Source organism: Ornithinimicrobium pratense, assembly GCF_008843165.1.
GTDB lineage: Bacteria > Actinomycetota > Actinomycetes > Actinomycetales > Dermatophilaceae > Ornithinicoccus > Ornithinicoccus pratensis.
Genome location: NZ_CP044427.1, coordinates 72,435 through 86,603, shown reverse-complemented (window position 1 = coordinate 86,603; position 14,169 = coordinate 72,435). Strand labels below are relative to the sequence as shown.

The following is a 14,169-nucleotide window of genomic DNA, read 5'->3' as shown; positions in this document are numbered from 1 at the left end:
GAGGACCACCATGGCCCGCACCGTTCCCCCCGGCCGTGACCGCGGCGCAGTCCGTCACCCCGCCGCCCCCGGTGCCGCACGCCTGACCGAGGCGCGGCACGTTGTCGTGGTCGGCGGTGGCATCGCCGGGCTGGCCTCCGCGGCCGTGCTCGCCGAGCGCGGCGTGCAGGTCACCCTCGTCGAGGCGTGCGAGCAGCTGGGCGGACGGGTCCGGGCGTGGTCGCTGGGCGACGGCCGCACGATGAGTCGCGGCTTCCACGCCTTCTTCCGGCAGTACTACACGCTGCGCTCCCTGCTGCGCCGCGCGGACCCAACGCTGTCCCGGCTGGTGCCGGTGCCCGACTACCCCCTGCGCCGCGGGGACGGGCTCACCGACTCCTTCGCCGCCCTGCCCGTGACCCCACCGGCCAACCTGGCGGCCTTCGTCCTGCGCAGCCCTACCTTCCCGGTCTCGGCCCTGCCCGCGGTGCACCTGCCGAGCGCGCTGGAGCTCATCGACGTCTCCTACCCCGCCAGCCACGAGCGCTATGACGGTGAGTCCGCGCAGGACTTCCTGGACCGACTGCGGTTCCCCGACGGCGCCCGCCACCTGGCGCTGGAGGTCTTCGCCCGTTCCTTCTTCGCCCACCCCAGCGAGTTCGGTGCCGGGGAGCTGGTGGGGATGTTCCACACCTATTTCACGGGCAGTTCCGAGGGGCTGCTCTTCGACGTCCCCGACGACGACTACGACACCGCCCTGTGGGCGCCGCTGGGTCGCTACCTGACCGGGCTGGGCGTCGACGTCCGCCTGGGGGAGCGGGTCGGCTCGCTCACGCAGGACGAGGACGGGGTATGGCTAGTGCGCACCGAGCCCGGCCCGCGGACCGAGCCGGGCGAGGGGGACGGGGGCGGCGAGGACGTGCTCCTCGCGGATGCGGTCGTGCTGGCGACCGACCCACGGGCGACCCGATCGCTGACGGCCGACCTGTCCGCCAAGAACTCCGCCCAGCAGGACTGGCACCGCCGGGCGCAGGCGGGGAGCAACGCACCGCCGTTCGCGGTGCTGCGCCTATGGCTGGACGGGAAGGTGACCCCGGACCGGGAGGCCTTCCTCGGCACCAGCGGCTACGACATCCTCGACAACGTCACCGTGCTGGAACGGTTCGAGGACGGGGCGGCGAGCTGGGCCGACGAGCACGGCGGATCGGTGGTGGAGCTGCACGCCTATGCGGCCGACCCCACCCGTGACGCCGACCTGGCGGGGGACAGCCCGCACGGACTCAACCTCAGGCGCCTGCGGGAACGGCTGATGACCGCGATGCACAACGTCTACCCGGAGACCGCAGGCCTGGGTGTGGTGCACGAGGAGCTGCTCGTCGACGACGACTGCGGCCTGGTCGGCACCGGCCCCTGGCGGGAGCGGCTGACGGTCGACACCCCCTACCCCGGTCTGGTGCTCGCCGGCGACGGGCTGAGGGTCGACTGGCCGATCGCGCTCATGGAGCGGGCCGCCGTGACCGGCGTGCTGGCTGCCAACCAGTTGCTGGCCGGCTGGGGGGTCCGGGGCGAGGACATCTGGACGGTGCCCCTCGAGGGCATCCTGCGCCGGCCCCGCTCGGCCGTGGCCAGGCTGGGGCGCGCGGTGCGTGGCCGCATACCGGTCTGGTCGGGTGCCGGGAGGCGAGTTGCTCAGGCTCCGCAGGCCATCCAGCCCGGCCGATGACCGACCGGCGGCGGGCCGTCCGCCCGGGCGAGCCGAGCACCCCGACCCTGGAGCGTGAGGACCCGGACGGCGGCAGCGGGGTGAGCGCAATCTGGCGGGTCCGCGGGCTGCGCGAGGCCCGGCAGGTGCTGCGCGCCCGCCACGCCACCACCCAGGCCGGCTTCACCGCCGAGAAGATCCCCCAGCGGCTCAAGCTGCACCCCATCCTCGTCTCGGACGGGCCGTTGCACGACGATCAGCGGCGTAAGGTGGCGCGCTTCCTGGCGCCCAAGGTGGTCCAGGACCGCTATCCCGGGCTGATGCAGGCGTCGGCGGACCGGCTGCTCGGCGAGGCGACCCGGGCCGGGAGCTGCCGGCTGGACGACCTGGCGCTGGACTACACGGTCGAGGTGACCGCCAAGGTGGTCGGCCTCACCGAGTCCTCAGTGCCGCGCATGGCGCGGCGGCTGGTCACCTTCTTCAACCAGCCGCCCTTCGACATCACCCGTGCGGACCTGGGCCGGAGCGGGCGGCAGTGGGCCTCTGCGGCGGTCAACGGGCTGCTCCCGGTGATCCGGTTCTGGTGGCACGACGTGCGGCCGGCCGTGCGCTCGCGGCGCCGACAGCCGCGCGAGGACATCATCAGCCACCTCATCGCCGAGGGGTACAGCAACACCGACATCCTGGTCGAGTGCGTCACCTACGGCACCGCGGGCATGGTGACGACCAGGGAGTTCATCACGATTGCGGCCTGGCACCTGCTGGCCGACGAGGAGCTGTTGGAGACCTACCTGTCCGGTGAGGAGGCCACTCGGATGGCGATCCTGCACGAGATCATCCGGCTGGAGCCGGTCGTCGGTCACCTCTACCGGCGGGCGCAGATGGAGGTCCCGATCGGGGGGCACGAGGGGCAGCCCGCTGACGTCGTAGTCCCCGGGGATCTCATCGACGTGTGCATCCGCTCGGCCAACGTCGACCCCGATGTCGTCGGCCCGGACCCGCTTGACCTGTGCCCCGGCCGGCAGCTGCCGACCGGCGTCAACCCGGCCGGTCTGGCCTTCGGTGACGGCGAGCACAAGTGCCCCGGTCAGCCGCTCGCGATGCTGGAGTCCGACGTCCTGCTGCACGCGCTGCTGTCCACGCGGCCCCAGGTGGTGCGGGAGCCCGAGCTGGGCTGGGACGACCTCATCGAGGGCTACACCCTGCGGGGTCTGGAGCTCCAGCTGACGGAGCCGTCGTCTACGGGTTGAGGCGCGCCGCCCTCTGCTGATCGTCGACGCGACACGGCGGCGAGCCGCACCTGAGCCGCACCTGAGCCGCACCCGAGCGGTGCCGGCGGTTCCCCAGTTCGGGTCGTCTTAGGCGCGAGATGCCTGGGGCCGTAAGTCACCCACAAGGCTCGTCCACAACCCTTCCTTTCATCGAACACTTGTGCTAGTATGGTGTGTAGGACGAAGCCATGGTCGCCGGGGAGGGGGACGCGATGGACACACCACAGGCAACGGCACAGCCTGGGCAGCCGGAGGGGTGCTCGGCGTTGGAGCAGCGGCTGGTCGACTACGCCCAGCTGAGTGACCTGGGTGACCTGACCGCGTCTGGCCTGGCGGCGTTGGCGGAGCGGCGGGCCCGGTTCGGGTTGCGGGTGGCCACCCCTGCCCCGGCGTGGGTCAGGATCCAGGTCGAGCTCGAGGCCCCGGCCACCGACGCCGACACCGACGCCGTCGCTGGGACCGAGGCGGTGGTGGGGGCGCATGAGTCGGTGGTGGCGGTGGATGCTGCTGCCCGGGCCCGCAGCGTGGTGGAAGCAGACCTGCTGCAAGCGGCTGCGGAAGTGCTGGGTGAGTGCCGGGCCCGGGTCCTGGACCGGCGCGGTCTCACCGGTGTGACGCTGTCCCCGGCGACCCGCCGCAGCGTGGACGCTGCCGTGCGGGACGTGGCGGTGATGGAGCTGGAACTGGCCACTGGCACCAGCACCGCTGAGGCCCAGACCCTGCTCGCTGTCGCCACCACCGGCGGCGAGCTCCGTTCGATGCTGCTGGGCGCGCTACGTCGCGGGCAGACCCGTTGGGTGCAGGTCAAGACGTTCTGGGAACGCACTCATGCTGCTCGCCTCACGTCCGACCAGCGGCTACTGGTGGCCTATGCCCTGTTCGGGACCGACCCGGCCCTGGCGTGTGCGGAACGGTTCGACCCCGACGGTGAGCTCGACACGGACACGGTGTGGGCGCACCACCCCTACCAGGCGGCGTTGGCGCGGGAGATCACCGCCTGCACCGGCCAAGACCCCGACGCTGATGCTTCCCGGCGGCGTCGTGCCTACGCCAACCGCCGCGTCCAGGTCCGCCTGCACGATGACGGCACCGCCACCCTGACCCTGACCGGACCGGCCGTCACCATCGCCGGCATCCGCCACCGCCTCGACACCGCCGCCCGGGCCCTACGCGCGGCCGGGGAAGACCGGACCCTGTCCCAGTTACGGTTCGACATCGCCGCCGCCCTGCACCTGCACGGCACCCTGAACCTGCCCAACATCGACGTGGACGCTGTGGATGAGGTGCTGGATGAGGTCCTGACCCCCGAACGCCTGGCCGAGCTCATCGCCGTCGTGCACGGCCAACCCAAGATCCACGCCCAGATCATCATCCCCGTCGACGCCCTCAAAACCGGGCTACCCCTCTGCCCCGCCTGCGCCCAACACATCCACCCCACCACCAGCCACCCCAACACCGGCACCGGCACCGGCACCGGCACCGGCACCGACGACACCAGCGGCGCCAGCACGGACGGTGAGGGCTGCACCAGCAGCACAGACTGCACGGACGGCACGGACCTGCTGCACGATCTCCAGCCTGACGATGCGAACCCGGTGACCCCGTGGGGCCACGCCAACCGCGGCGGCAGCAGTCCTCCACCATGGGCCACCCCACCCGACGACGGGCCACCACCGGAGAATCAACCGGCAGGCCAAGAACCACCAGACGAAGCAGCGCCAGCACCAGCACCAGATCGCGAACCCCTGCCCGGGCGTGAGCCCCTACCGGAGCGCGGATCTGCTCACTCGCCGTTGTTGGATCGGGAGCCGCCGGGTCGGGGCCTGGTCGGGGAGCTGATCGGTTCCCACCCCATGTTCCTCACCCCCGGGCACGCCCGAGAGCTGGTCCTGCTACCCGGCACGACGCTGCACCGGTTGCTGACCGACCCCGCCGACGGGCGCCTCATCGAACGCACCATCACCACCTACCGGCCCGACACCGACCTGCGCCGCCAGGTCCTGGCCGCCGACCTGTACTCCCGCGCCCCCGGCTCCCGCCTCACCGGCCAAGCCCTACAGATCGACCACGTCACCCCCTACGCCACCCCCGGCGGCACCACCACCGAGACCAACCTCGCCGCCCTCGACAAACGCACCCACCACCACAAAACCCTCGGCCACTGGCAGATCACCATCGGCACCCGCCGGGACCTGACCTTCACCACCCTGCTCAACCAACACCGCTCCACCCGAGTCCACGACTACAACCAATACCTGCACACCACCCACCCCGAAGACCTCGACCAACGCCGAGACCTCGCCTCCCACGCCGTCTACGCCCACGAGACCCAACACCAACAACACCTCCACCGAGCAGGCGACCGCACCACCCTCCGCGACGAAGCCTGGGTCCAGCTCACCCACACCCACCCCGACACCGGCCACACCCGCACCGGCCCCCACCCCGAAACCCCCACCGTCCAAGACCTCCTCAACATCCCCACCCAAGACACCCCCGACGACCAAGAACAGTGACCCCATCGATGCCAGGCCCCGCCCGCCGGACACCCCAACCGGGGCACCGCCCAGCAGCGCCCAGCAGCGCGCTCCAAGGAACTAGCTGCGCACCTCGATCGGACCGCCTGCGGTCCCATCGGTCTCGGGCATCTTGTGCCGGTATGTCCACGAGGTCAGGGCGGTGGCGAGCATGGCGATGAGCACCCCTACGAAGATGTGCAGGGCCCGCTGGCCCGTCTCCCCAAGACTGATCTGCACCGCGATGGCGACGGTGAGGCCCACGGCCAGCCAGAGGTTGACCGGCCCGGCGGAGCGGCGCAGCAGGACATACGTCAGGGCGCTGAGCACGGCGACCGTCAACGTCACCCAGGCCCCCACCTCGTGGAACCGGGCATAGCGCGACTCGCCGCCCAGCATCGCCGCCGCCCAGCCGGCCTGGCCGATGACCGCGCTCAGCAGCACGGTTGCCGCCAGTCGAAGCGCGATGAGGTGCGGGTGGGGCAGGGTTGGCATCACCGGCGGACCAGGTTGCGCGAGGGCCCCCGCAGGAGGACGTCACTGAGGATGGCGACCTTGGTGCGCCGGGGGACCCGCCGCCGTTCGGAGAAGACGTCGTAGTCCGCCTCCTCGATCCGCCGCAGGATCAGCGAGTACATGCGCAGGGCGGTCGCCACGCACCGGGCGCTGGGCTTGGGCAGCATCCCGACCCCGCGCGCAGCATCCCGGTAGAGAGCCCGGTTACGCTCGATCTGCTCGGCCATCATCGCCCGCCACTGCGGCGTCACCGTGCGCTCCCACGGGTCAGTGCCGTGCCGGTCCAGGTCCTCCTGCGGCAGATACACCCGGCCCCGGTCGAGGTCCTCGCCCACGTCCCGCAAGAAGTTCGTCAGCTGGAAGGCCAGGCCCAGGGAGCGGGCCGGCCCCTGGGCCAGAGGGGTATGCGGCTCCAGCACGGGCAGCATCATCTCGCCGATGACCGCGGCCGAGCCCTCCATGTAGCCGGCGCGCAGCTCCTCCCACGAGGCCCAAGTCTCCCGCGTCAGGTCCAGCTCCATCGCCCGGAAGAACCGGTCGAAGCACGCCGGGTCGGTGCCGCGGCGCCGCAGCGAGTCGACGACGGCGGCCATCACCGGCTCGTCGCAGCCGCCAGCCGCGAGCGCCTCGGTGAAGGCCTGCTCGAACAGGCGCAGCCGGACCGCGGGGTCGTCGTGCATGGGCACCGCCAGGTCGACCTTCTCCGGCTCGTCGACGATGTCGTCGGCCAGCCGGCACAGGGCGTAGACGGCGTACACGTCCACGCGTTGCTCGGGCGGCAGCAGCAGGGCACCCCAGTAGTAGGTGGTGCCGTGCTGACGGGTGAGCTCGGCGCAGCGCTGGTAGCCCTTGACCAGCAGCGGGTCCGACGGGCGGTGGGCAGAGCCCGCGGAGCCGGACCCGGTCAGGCTCATCCCAACATCTCCTGGACCCGCAGCGCGGCGAGCCGGCCCGACGGCAGCACCATCGGCACCCCGACACCCGGCACCGTCCCCGACCCGGCGAACACCAGCCCCGGCACCCGCCGGTCCACGTTGGAGGGGCGGAACGGCCCGGTCTGGGGGAAGGTGTGGGCCAGCGCGAACGGGGTCCCGGCTGCCATCCCCATACTCTGCCACTCCAGGGGCGTGACCAGCTCCTCCTCGAGGATATCGGTCGGATAACCGGCGCTCTCGAGGAAGCCGAGCAGCCGCTCGCGCATCGGTCCCCGCTCCCGCTCCCAGTCGATCTTGCCAACGTCGAGGTTGGGCACCGGCTCCAGGACGTAGAGGGTGCTGTGCCCCTCGGGCGCCGCCTCCTCGTCGTCGAGGGAGTGCACGGTGACCAGCCTCGACGGGTCGCCCATGAGGGTGCCACGCTTCATCAGGTCCTCGAAGGCACCAGCCCACTCGTGGCCGAAGTGGATGTTGTGGTGGGCCTTGCCCTGAGGGACGCCGCGCGCGCCCACGTGCCAGACGACCGCCGAGGGGGAGTAGTTGCCGCCCAGCACCCCGTTCACCGCCCGCGGGGCCCCCAGGTCGGGCAGCAGCTGCTCATAGGCGGTCGGCAGGTCGAGCGTGCAGACCACGGCGTCCGCGGCGATCGCCTCGCCGTCCTGGGTCACCACACCCCGGACCCGGCCTCCGGTTCGACGGCCTGGCAGGCCTCGGCGCCGGCCCTGCCCGTCCCGCAGGAGCTCGGTGACCGTGGTGCCGTAGCGGATCTCGGCGCCGGCGTCGCTCGCGGCGCCGGCCAGCGCCTCGGGCACCGCGCGCATCCCGCCGCGGGGGAAGTAGACCCCCTCGATGGAGTCCATGTAGGTGATGACCGCGTAGATGGCCAGCGCCTCGTCCGGGGCCAGCCCGGCATACATCGCCTGGAAGGAGAAGAGCCGGTGCAGCCGGTCGTCCTGGAAGCGCTTGCGGATCGTCGGTCCCAGCCGGCCGAACCCACCCATCGCGATCAGCTGCGCCGCAGCGCGGGGCCGCGCGAGCAGGTCGGCAGGGCTGTCGAAGTTCCGGTCGATGAAGTGCGGCATCTCGGCCTCGTAGAGCTTGCGCAGCCAGACCACGAAGTCGTCGAAGGCCGCGGCGTCCGCGCTGCCGCACTCCCGCTCGATCTCGGCCCGCATCGCCTCGTGGCCGTGCCGCACGGTCAACTCCGAGCCGTCGGCGTAGAAGGCGTGGTAGGCCGGGTCGAGCAGCTGCAGCTCCAGGCGCTCCTCCAGGCTGGAGCCAGCAGCCCGCAGCGGCCGGTCGATGAGGTCCGGCATGGTCAGCACGGTCGGACCGGTGTCGAAGGTGAAGCCCCCGCGCTCCAGACGTCCAGCGCGCCCGCCGGGGACGTCATCGCGCTCCAGCACGGTGACCCGGTGGCCGGCACCGATGAGGTGGCACGCCGCCGCGAGCCCGGACAAGCCGGCCCCGATGACCACGACGTGGCTCATGAAGACCTCCAGGCCACCAGACGCGCCGTCTCGCGCAGGCCGGCCACCCCTTCGGGGGTCAGCGAGGAGCCGACCAGCGCGGCCTCCGCCGCGGCGATCTCGGCGATGATGCGGACCTCGACCTCCTCCCGCACACCTGCTTCCTCCAGAGCCTGCTGCATCAGCGGCACGTCCGACTCCCGCGCCTCCGGGGTCCCCACCCGCTCCATGGCGGCGGCGGCCTCCCCCTGCAGGTGCTCGTTGCCCAGGACCCAGATCAGCGTCGACTTGCCCTCGCGCAGGTCGTCCCCAGACGGCTTGCCGGTGACGGCGTGGTCACCCCATACGCCGAGCACGTCGTCGCGCCACGCAAAAGCCCTGCCCAGGTGCCAGCCGAAGCGGCCCAGCTCCTCCCGCTGCTGCGGGGTCGCGCCGGCCGCCAGTGCACCCAGCTGCAGGGGCCGCTCGATCGTGTAGGCGCCCGACTTCAGCGCCGCAACCGCCTCGGCGTGGGCGAGGTCGGTGCGGCGGGCGGCCGCCCCGGTGAGGTCGGCGCGCTGGCCCACGATGAGCTCAAGGTTCAGCTCGTACCAGTAGTCGCGCATCACCGAGGGCAGCGTGTGCACGAGCCGGTCAGCCTCGCTGTGGGCAAGGTCACCGAGCAGCAGGGCGATGTTCTCCCCGAACCGCAAGGGGTCGCCGTGACCACCGGCCGCCCGGTGCCGTCGGTCCGCGACGACGTGGGCAGAGGGGCGTCCGCGGCGTTCGCCCGACTGGTCCATCACGTCGTCGTGCAGCATCGCAAACAGGTGCAGCGTCTCCAGAGCCGCCGCCACCCGCACGACGTCGTCGTGGCCGCGGGTGTCCAGCTGGCCCCCGCTGGCGACGAAGCCCCAGTGGCACATCTGTGGACGCAGCCGCTTGCCCTGCCCCACCAGGAGGGTATGCAGCCACTCGGGCAGGTCCCCCGGGTCACCGCCGAGGACGTCGGGCTCGCCCGCGGGGGCGATCGCCCCCCAGACCTGGCGCATCCAGGTCAGCTCCGAGCTCAGCAGCGCGTCGACGGCCGACAGGGTCGCCGAGGCCGGGACGGCCGCGGCCTCGGGACCCGGCATGCCGTTGACACCGCCCGCCCGGACACCGCCCGCACGCCTGGCGAGCGGCAGCCGCTCTTGCTCGTCCGCCAGGAGTGGCACCTGCAGGGCCGACCACGGGCTGTAGACCGCGGGTGTGGCGCGGATCGCACTCACCAGGTCGGTCCAGGACACCCAGGCGTGCTCGCTGACCTCATCAGGGTCCGGGCGTAGCTCGCCCGCGGCCCGCCCTACCAGGACGGGGCACAGCTCATGCTCGACGATCCCGCTGGCGTCGACGGCCCGGTAGCGGAAGTCGGGCAGCACGAGCTGCAGGTCCTCCACCTGCACGCCCAGCTCCTCGCCCAGCCGGCGACGGACCGCGACACCGAGCTCCTCCCCGGGCCGGGGATGGCCGCAGCAGGCATTGCTCCACACCCCTGGCCAGGTGAGCTTGCCGAGCGCCCGCCGGGTGATGAGCACCCGGCCCTGTTCGTCGAAGAGGTAGAGGGAGAACGCCTGGTGCAGCGGGGTGTCCCCGGTGTGCACGCTGGTCCGTGGGGCGGCGCCGAGAGGAGTCCCGTCCTCGGCGACGAGGACCACCTGGTCGGTCTGGGTCACGCTCACCTGGTCCCTGCTCCCGTCCTGCTGGTGGCTCAGGCCGGCCGGAGCGGCCCTGCGTGGCTCACCCCGCTTGCTGTCCATACCTTGTCTAACCTTGCCGAGCGTACCGCATCGATGCCGTCACAACCACCCCGTCACCAGGGCCTCCACCAGCGCGGACCGTCCCGCGCCGGTGCGCCTGGCCGACACGACGCGGTCTCAGACCGGGCCGTCGAGGACGTCGTCCTCGGCCGGGATGGCATCGGGGTCGTCGCCGCCCAGCATCTGGTCCGGGGCCGGGCCCGTGCCGTCCACGCCCTCGCCGCTCAGGTCGTCGGCACCACCGAGGATCCCCTCCGGCTCCGGCGCGCCATAGGCGGTGCCGTCCTCCGGCAGCTCCTGGGCGATCCGCTGGTCGATGGTCTCCTCCTCGGGCTCGTCCCCGAACTCCGAGTGGATCGGCATGCGGTCCGGGGGGCTCCACGGCACGTCATCGGTCGAGCTGGGCTCATCCAGGTTGACCTCCGCGGTCTCCTGCTGCTCGGCGGTGCGGTCCATGATGCCGAACCCGTCGTCCCGGGTCTGCTCGGACTGGTCGTCAAAAGACTGATCGCTCATGCCCCCACGGTGCCTGCCCGAGGCTCACCCGGCAACACGAGGCCGTTTGTCAGGTCTTGCTGGGCCCTCAGGGGCCGTAGTCGACGACGACTGCCCCGTGGTCGCTGACCCGGACGCCGTCCTGGCCCTGGCGGTGGACGTGCGCCGTCCTCGCCCGCCGGGCCAGCCCCGGGGTGGCCAGGTGGTAGTCGATCCGCCAGCCCTCGTCCCGCTCGAAGGTGCGCCCCAGCCAGCTCCACCACGACCACGGCCCGGGGGTGTCTGGGTGCAGCAGCCGGACGACGTCGACGAGGGTGCGGGCGGAGAGCTGGTCTCCCATCCAGGCCCGCTCCTCGGGCAGGAAGCCCTCCGAGCGCTGGTGGCGCCGCCAGTGCGCGACGTCCAGCTCGGTGTGCGCGACGTTGAGGTCCCCGAGCAGCACGAACTCCCGGCCCCGCGCACGGGCTGCTCGGCGCGTCCGGTGCAGCTGACGGGCGAAGGCGGTCAGGAAGCCCATCTTGCGGGCATACCTGGCACCGCCGTCCGGTGCCTCCCGCATCCGGCCCGCCACCTGCAGGTGGGCAGGCAACCCGCCCTTGGGCAGGTAGAGGCTGGCCACCGTCACCGGCTCGTCGGCCAGGTCCACCTCGACGTAGCGGCCCTCGGGCACGAACCGCGACAGGCCACGGGCCAGGGGTATGCCGTCCCCCGCCTCGCTCAGGTCGGTGGCCGCTGTCCCGGGCCGGCGCACCAGGACCGGGGCACCCCAGGTGCGCACCGCCGCCGGGGCCTGACGGGTCAGCACGGCGACGCCGTTGCGGCCCGGGATCGTGCCGGGGTCATAGGTCAGGTGGTGGTCGCCGAAGACGTCAGCGGGCAGCGCATCCGCCGGGCAGCGCACCTCCTGCAGGGCGGCGACGTCGGGCGCACACCCGTGCAGCCAGGCGCCGAACCCCCGACGCTCGGCGGCCCTGATCCCGTTGACGTTGAAGGTCGCGATGCGCAGCACCCGGCGATGGTAGGCGCGGCTCCTGCGGGTCAGGTCGCCAGGCTCAGCCGTGGGTCAGACCGGAGACGTCGTCGGGCACGTCGACGGCGTGCTGCTGCAGCAGCGTCAACGGCACCACTTCAAGCACCGACTCGTGGGTGCTGGCCAGCACCACCGGCGCCCCGCAGCCCGCCCGCTGCGCCTGCAGCCATCGCACCGCGACGACGCACCACCGATCACCGGCCCGCAGCCCCGGGAAGGACCACATGGGCCGGGGGGTCACCAGGTCGTTGCCGACCCCCAACTGGTGCTGCAGGAAATCCTCGGTCATCACCGCACATACGCCGTGCACCCCTAGGTCGTCCGGCGTGACCTCGCACCGGCCCGACCGGGTGAACCCTGTCATCGGGTCGATGCCGCACTCCTGCAGCTCACCGCCGAGCACATTGCGCATGGACAGATCATGACAGTCCGACCGGGCCCGCGACAGGCTCGGGGCACTCCCGTCGTCGGGACGCGAGAGCACCGACCTCATGCACCGAGCTGACAGCGGGCGGCGCCGTTTCGGGTGTTTGCCCACTGCCCGGGCAGGATGGGGGCATGACGTACGACATCACCCTCTACCCGCGCACGCCCGGCCAGAGCTGGGCCGACGTCGTCGCTGCCGACGAGCAGGACGGCCCTCCGGTGGACGAGGCGGCCCTCCAGGCGGGCGTGGCCGCGTTCCGCCGGATCGAGGCCCGGCTGCGGGAGCACCTCACCGAGCCGGTCGAGGTCTGGGTCGCGGAGGAGACCGACGGTGACGTCTTCGGCGAGCTCACCGCGTCCGAGAGCGGTCTGCAGGTCGAGCTCTACGACCGCTCGGCCTCGGTGTCCTTCCCGGTGCGTGCCCGCGAGGACCGGGCGCACTTCCTCGACCAGGTGCGGCGGGCCGTGCGGATCGTCGCCACGGAGACCGGCTACGAGGCCTACGACCCGCAGACCGGCCGCTCCTTCGACGGACTCATTGAGGAGGAGGGGCTGAGCCCCGATGACCTGACCCACCTCACCCCCGCCGCACCGTCGACCGTCACCGCCGGCGAGACCACGGAGCACCCGGCCGCGGCGGGCGGCGCCGGGGCTGCCGCACTGCAGCAGATGGACCCCCGGATGCTGCGCCGCCGCTCGATCCTCTACATCGTCCTGGGTGCCATCCTGGCCGTCTTCGCGTTCCTGCGCTTTGCCGAGGGCGACACCGGCTGGTTCGCCTGGCTGATCGCCGGGTTCGCGGCCTTCAACCTGATCGCGGGGGTCATGCTCCGCGGCCTGTCCAAGCAGGCGGAGGCCCGCGCCGAGGCCGGTGACGCGGCTGGTGACACGACCGACGACACGACCCCGGGCGGTCCCGCAGCCCCCTGACGCAGGGACCCTTGACAACATACAACCAAATGGTTGTATGTTGGTCTCATGGACGGGACCAGCGAGCAGCGCGCGGACGCGATGTTCCACGCGCTGGCCGACCGCACGCGGCGCGACATCCTGCGCCGGGTGCTGGCAGGCGAGCACTCGGTCTCCGCCCTGGCGGCGAACTACGAGATGAGCTTCGCCGCGGTGCAGAAGCACGTCGCCGTGCTTGAACGAGCCGGCCTGATCACCAAGCGTCGCGAGGGCCGGCAGCAGCTGGCCAGCGGTGACGTGCAGGCCGTCCGCTCCGTCGCCTCGATGCTCACCGAGCTCGAGGACATCTGGCGCGGTCGCATCGACCGCATCGACGCACTCCTGGAAGAGGACTGACATGCCTGTCATCGACATCACCAAGGACATCGACACCCGCACCATCATCATCACGGCCCAGTTCGCCGCCCCGGTCGAGCGGGTGTGGGCCGTGTATGCCGACCCCCGCCAGTTGGAGAAGGTCTGGGGACCGCCGCAGTACCCGGCCACCTTCGTCGAGCACCAGCTGGCCCCCGGTGGCCGGATGACCTACTACATGACCAGCCCCGAGGGTGAGCGCTTCGGCGGCTGGTGGGAGATCACCGAGGTGGACGAGCCGCGCAGCTTCAGCTTCCGCGACGGCTTCGCGGACGCCGATCTGCAGCCGCTGCTGGACATGCCCGTCTCGGAGAACACCTTCACCTTCGAGACCGCCGACGGTGGCACCCGCGCGGTGTTCACCTCCGTCTATGCCACGGCCGAGGGGCTGGAACAGGTCCTGGCCATGGGTGTGGAGGAGGGCGCGACCTCGGCGATCAACCAGATCGACGACTATCTGGCCGCCTGAGCAGGGCGGCCACGGGGCGCGGCGCACTGCCACCCTCAACGCGAAGGTCCCGGTCGGATTGCTCCGGCCGGGACCTTCGTCGATACAGCTACCTTGACGTGCGCGAGGGGGGAGTTGAACCCCCACGTCCTTTCGGACACACGGACCTGAACCGTGCGCGTCTGCCTATTCCGCCACTCGCGCGAGTGCCGGACAACATTAGCACGGAGGCGACCTGCCCCCGAAATCCCCGATTCCGCCCTCGGGCGGGGCCGCAAGGT

Annotated in this window: 13 protein-coding genes and 1 tRNA gene; 6 read left to right on the top strand and 8 right to left on the bottom strand. The window is 71.9% G+C overall.

All coding sequences use genetic code 11. From position 1 onward, the window contains the following. The first annotated feature begins 10 nt into the window (after window positions 1-10). The 3 genes from FY030_RS00370 to FY030_RS16985 all read left to right on the top strand — a co-directional run bounded on the left by FY030_RS00370 (window position 11) and on the right by FY030_RS16985 (window position 5,468). Entirely contained in the window at window positions 11-1,702 is a 1,692-nt protein-coding gene (locus FY030_RS00370) for an FAD-dependent oxidoreductase (RefSeq protein WP_158059779.1), read from the top strand. Continuing rightward, window positions 1,699-2,931 (top strand): cytochrome P450, encoded by a 1,233-nt coding sequence (locus FY030_RS00365; protein ID WP_158059778.1) that lies wholly within the window; start codon window positions 1,699-1,701, stop codon window positions 2,929-2,931. The genes FY030_RS00370 and FY030_RS00365 overlap by 4 nt, the downstream gene beginning before the upstream one ends. A 233-nt stretch (window positions 2,932-3,164) precedes the next feature. Then, a complete protein-coding gene (locus tag FY030_RS16985) occupies window positions 3,165-5,468 on the top strand; it encodes an HNH endonuclease (protein ID WP_158059777.1) in 2,304 nt (767 codons plus the stop codon). A gap of 81 nt (window positions 5,469-5,549) precedes the next feature. Here FY030_RS16985 and FY030_RS00355 read toward each other — a convergent pair whose 3' ends face one another. From FY030_RS00355 to FY030_RS00325, 7 genes are all read right to left on the bottom strand, one after another. Next, window positions 5,550-5,963 (bottom strand): hypothetical protein, encoded by a 414-nt coding sequence (locus tag FY030_RS00355; protein WP_158059776.1) that lies wholly within the window; start codon window positions 5,961-5,963, stop codon window positions 5,550-5,552. Next, complete coding sequence (locus FY030_RS00350; RefSeq protein ID WP_158059775.1) at window positions 5,963-6,898, bottom strand: phytoene/squalene synthase family protein; 936 nt, start codon at window positions 6,896-6,898, stop codon at window positions 5,963-5,965. The genes FY030_RS00355 and FY030_RS00350 overlap by 1 nt, the downstream gene beginning before the upstream one ends. Then, window positions 6,895-8,409, bottom strand: coding sequence for a phytoene desaturase family protein (gene crtI, locus FY030_RS00345; RefSeq protein ID WP_158059774.1), 1,515 nt, complete (start codon window positions 8,407-8,409; stop codon window positions 6,895-6,897). Before crtI ends, FY030_RS00350 begins: the two co-directional genes overlap by 4 nt. After that, the gene (gene idi, locus FY030_RS00340) at window positions 8,406-10,166 is read right to left on the bottom strand and encodes an isopentenyl-diphosphate Delta-isomerase (RefSeq protein WP_192498659.1); all 1,761 of its coding nucleotides are present in this window, start codon (window positions 10,164-10,166) and stop codon (window positions 8,406-8,408) included. The genes crtI and idi overlap by 4 nt, the downstream gene beginning before the upstream one ends. A 117-nt stretch (window positions 10,167-10,283) precedes the next feature. After that, window positions 10,284-10,682 carry a hypothetical protein gene (locus FY030_RS00335; RefSeq protein WP_158059773.1) on the bottom strand — a complete coding sequence of 133 codons (399 nt, stop codon included), beginning with the start codon at window positions 10,680-10,682 and terminating at the stop codon, window positions 10,284-10,286. Between the two features lie 67 nt (window positions 10,683-10,749). Continuing rightward, a complete protein-coding gene (locus FY030_RS00330) occupies window positions 10,750-11,670 on the bottom strand; it encodes an exodeoxyribonuclease III (protein WP_202879731.1) in 921 nt (306 codons plus the stop codon). Between the two features lie 43 nt (window positions 11,671-11,713). Beyond that, a complete protein-coding gene (locus tag FY030_RS00325) occupies window positions 11,714-12,103 on the bottom strand; it encodes a DUF2237 family protein (protein WP_202879730.1) in 390 nt (129 codons plus the stop codon). Between the two features lie 146 nt (window positions 12,104-12,249). Here FY030_RS00325 and FY030_RS00320 point away from each other — a divergent pair, with 146 nt between their 5' ends. From FY030_RS00320 to FY030_RS00310, 3 genes are read left to right on the top strand one after another with little or no spacing between them, the layout of a single operon-like run. Beyond that, on the top strand, window positions 12,250-13,047 hold the full coding sequence (locus FY030_RS00320) for a hypothetical protein (protein WP_158059772.1): 798 nt from the start codon (window positions 12,250-12,252) through the stop codon (window positions 13,045-13,047). A 48-nt stretch (window positions 13,048-13,095) separates the two neighbouring features. Next, entirely contained in the window at window positions 13,096-13,422 is a 327-nt protein-coding gene (locus FY030_RS00315; protein WP_158059771.1) for an ArsR/SmtB family transcription factor, read from the top strand. 1 nt (window position 13,423) lies between these two features. After that, on the top strand, window positions 13,424-13,909 hold the full coding sequence (locus FY030_RS00310; protein WP_158059770.1) for an SRPBCC family protein: 486 nt from the start codon (window positions 13,424-13,426) through the stop codon (window positions 13,907-13,909). 99 nt (window positions 13,910-14,008) lie between these two features. Here the strand turns inward: FY030_RS00310 and FY030_RS00305 are convergent. Then, window positions 14,009-14,092, bottom strand: a tRNA-Leu gene (locus FY030_RS00305). Window positions 14,093-14,169 lie beyond the last annotated feature (77 nt).

What these genes read in the sequence shown, in the direction of transcription:
- FY030_RS00370 (WP_158059779.1), top strand. Translation starts at nt 11, where the DNA reads ATGGCCCGCACCGTTCCCCCCGGCCGTGACCGCGGCGCAGTCCGTCAC.
- FY030_RS00365 (WP_158059778.1), top strand. Translation starts at nt 1,699, where the DNA reads ATGACCGACCGGCGGCGGGCCGTCCGCCCGGGCGAGCCGAGCACCCCG.
- FY030_RS16985 (WP_158059777.1), top strand. Translation starts at nt 3,165, where the DNA reads ATGGACACACCACAGGCAACGGCACAGCCTGGGCAGCCGGAGGGGTGC.
- FY030_RS00355 (WP_158059776.1), bottom strand. Translation starts at nt 5,963, where the DNA reads ATGCCAACCCTGCCCCACCCGCACCTCATCGCGCTTCGACTGGCGGCA.
- FY030_RS00350 (WP_158059775.1), bottom strand. Translation starts at nt 6,898, where the DNA reads ATGAGCCTGACCGGGTCCGGCTCCGCGGGCTCTGCCCACCGCCCGTCG.
- crtI (WP_158059774.1), bottom strand. Translation starts at nt 8,409, where the DNA reads ATGAGCCACGTCGTGGTCATCGGGGCCGGCTTGTCCGGGCTCGCGGCG.
- idi (WP_192498659.1), bottom strand. Translation starts at nt 10,166, where the DNA reads ATGGACAGCAAGCGGGGTGAGCCACGCAGGGCCGCTCCGGCCGGCCTG.
- FY030_RS00335 (WP_158059773.1), bottom strand. Translation starts at nt 10,682, where the DNA reads ATGAGCGATCAGTCTTTTGACGACCAGTCCGAGCAGACCCGGGACGAC.
- FY030_RS00325 (WP_202879730.1), bottom strand. Translation starts at nt 12,103, where the DNA reads ATGCGCAATGTGCTCGGCGGTGAGCTGCAGGAGTGCGGCATCGACCCG.
- FY030_RS00320 (WP_158059772.1), top strand. Translation starts at nt 12,250, where the DNA reads ATGACGTACGACATCACCCTCTACCCGCGCACGCCCGGCCAGAGCTGG.
- FY030_RS00315 (WP_158059771.1), top strand. Translation starts at nt 13,096, where the DNA reads ATGGACGGGACCAGCGAGCAGCGCGCGGACGCGATGTTCCACGCGCTG.
- FY030_RS00310 (WP_158059770.1), top strand. Translation starts at nt 13,424, where the DNA reads ATGCCTGTCATCGACATCACCAAGGACATCGACACCCGCACCATCATC.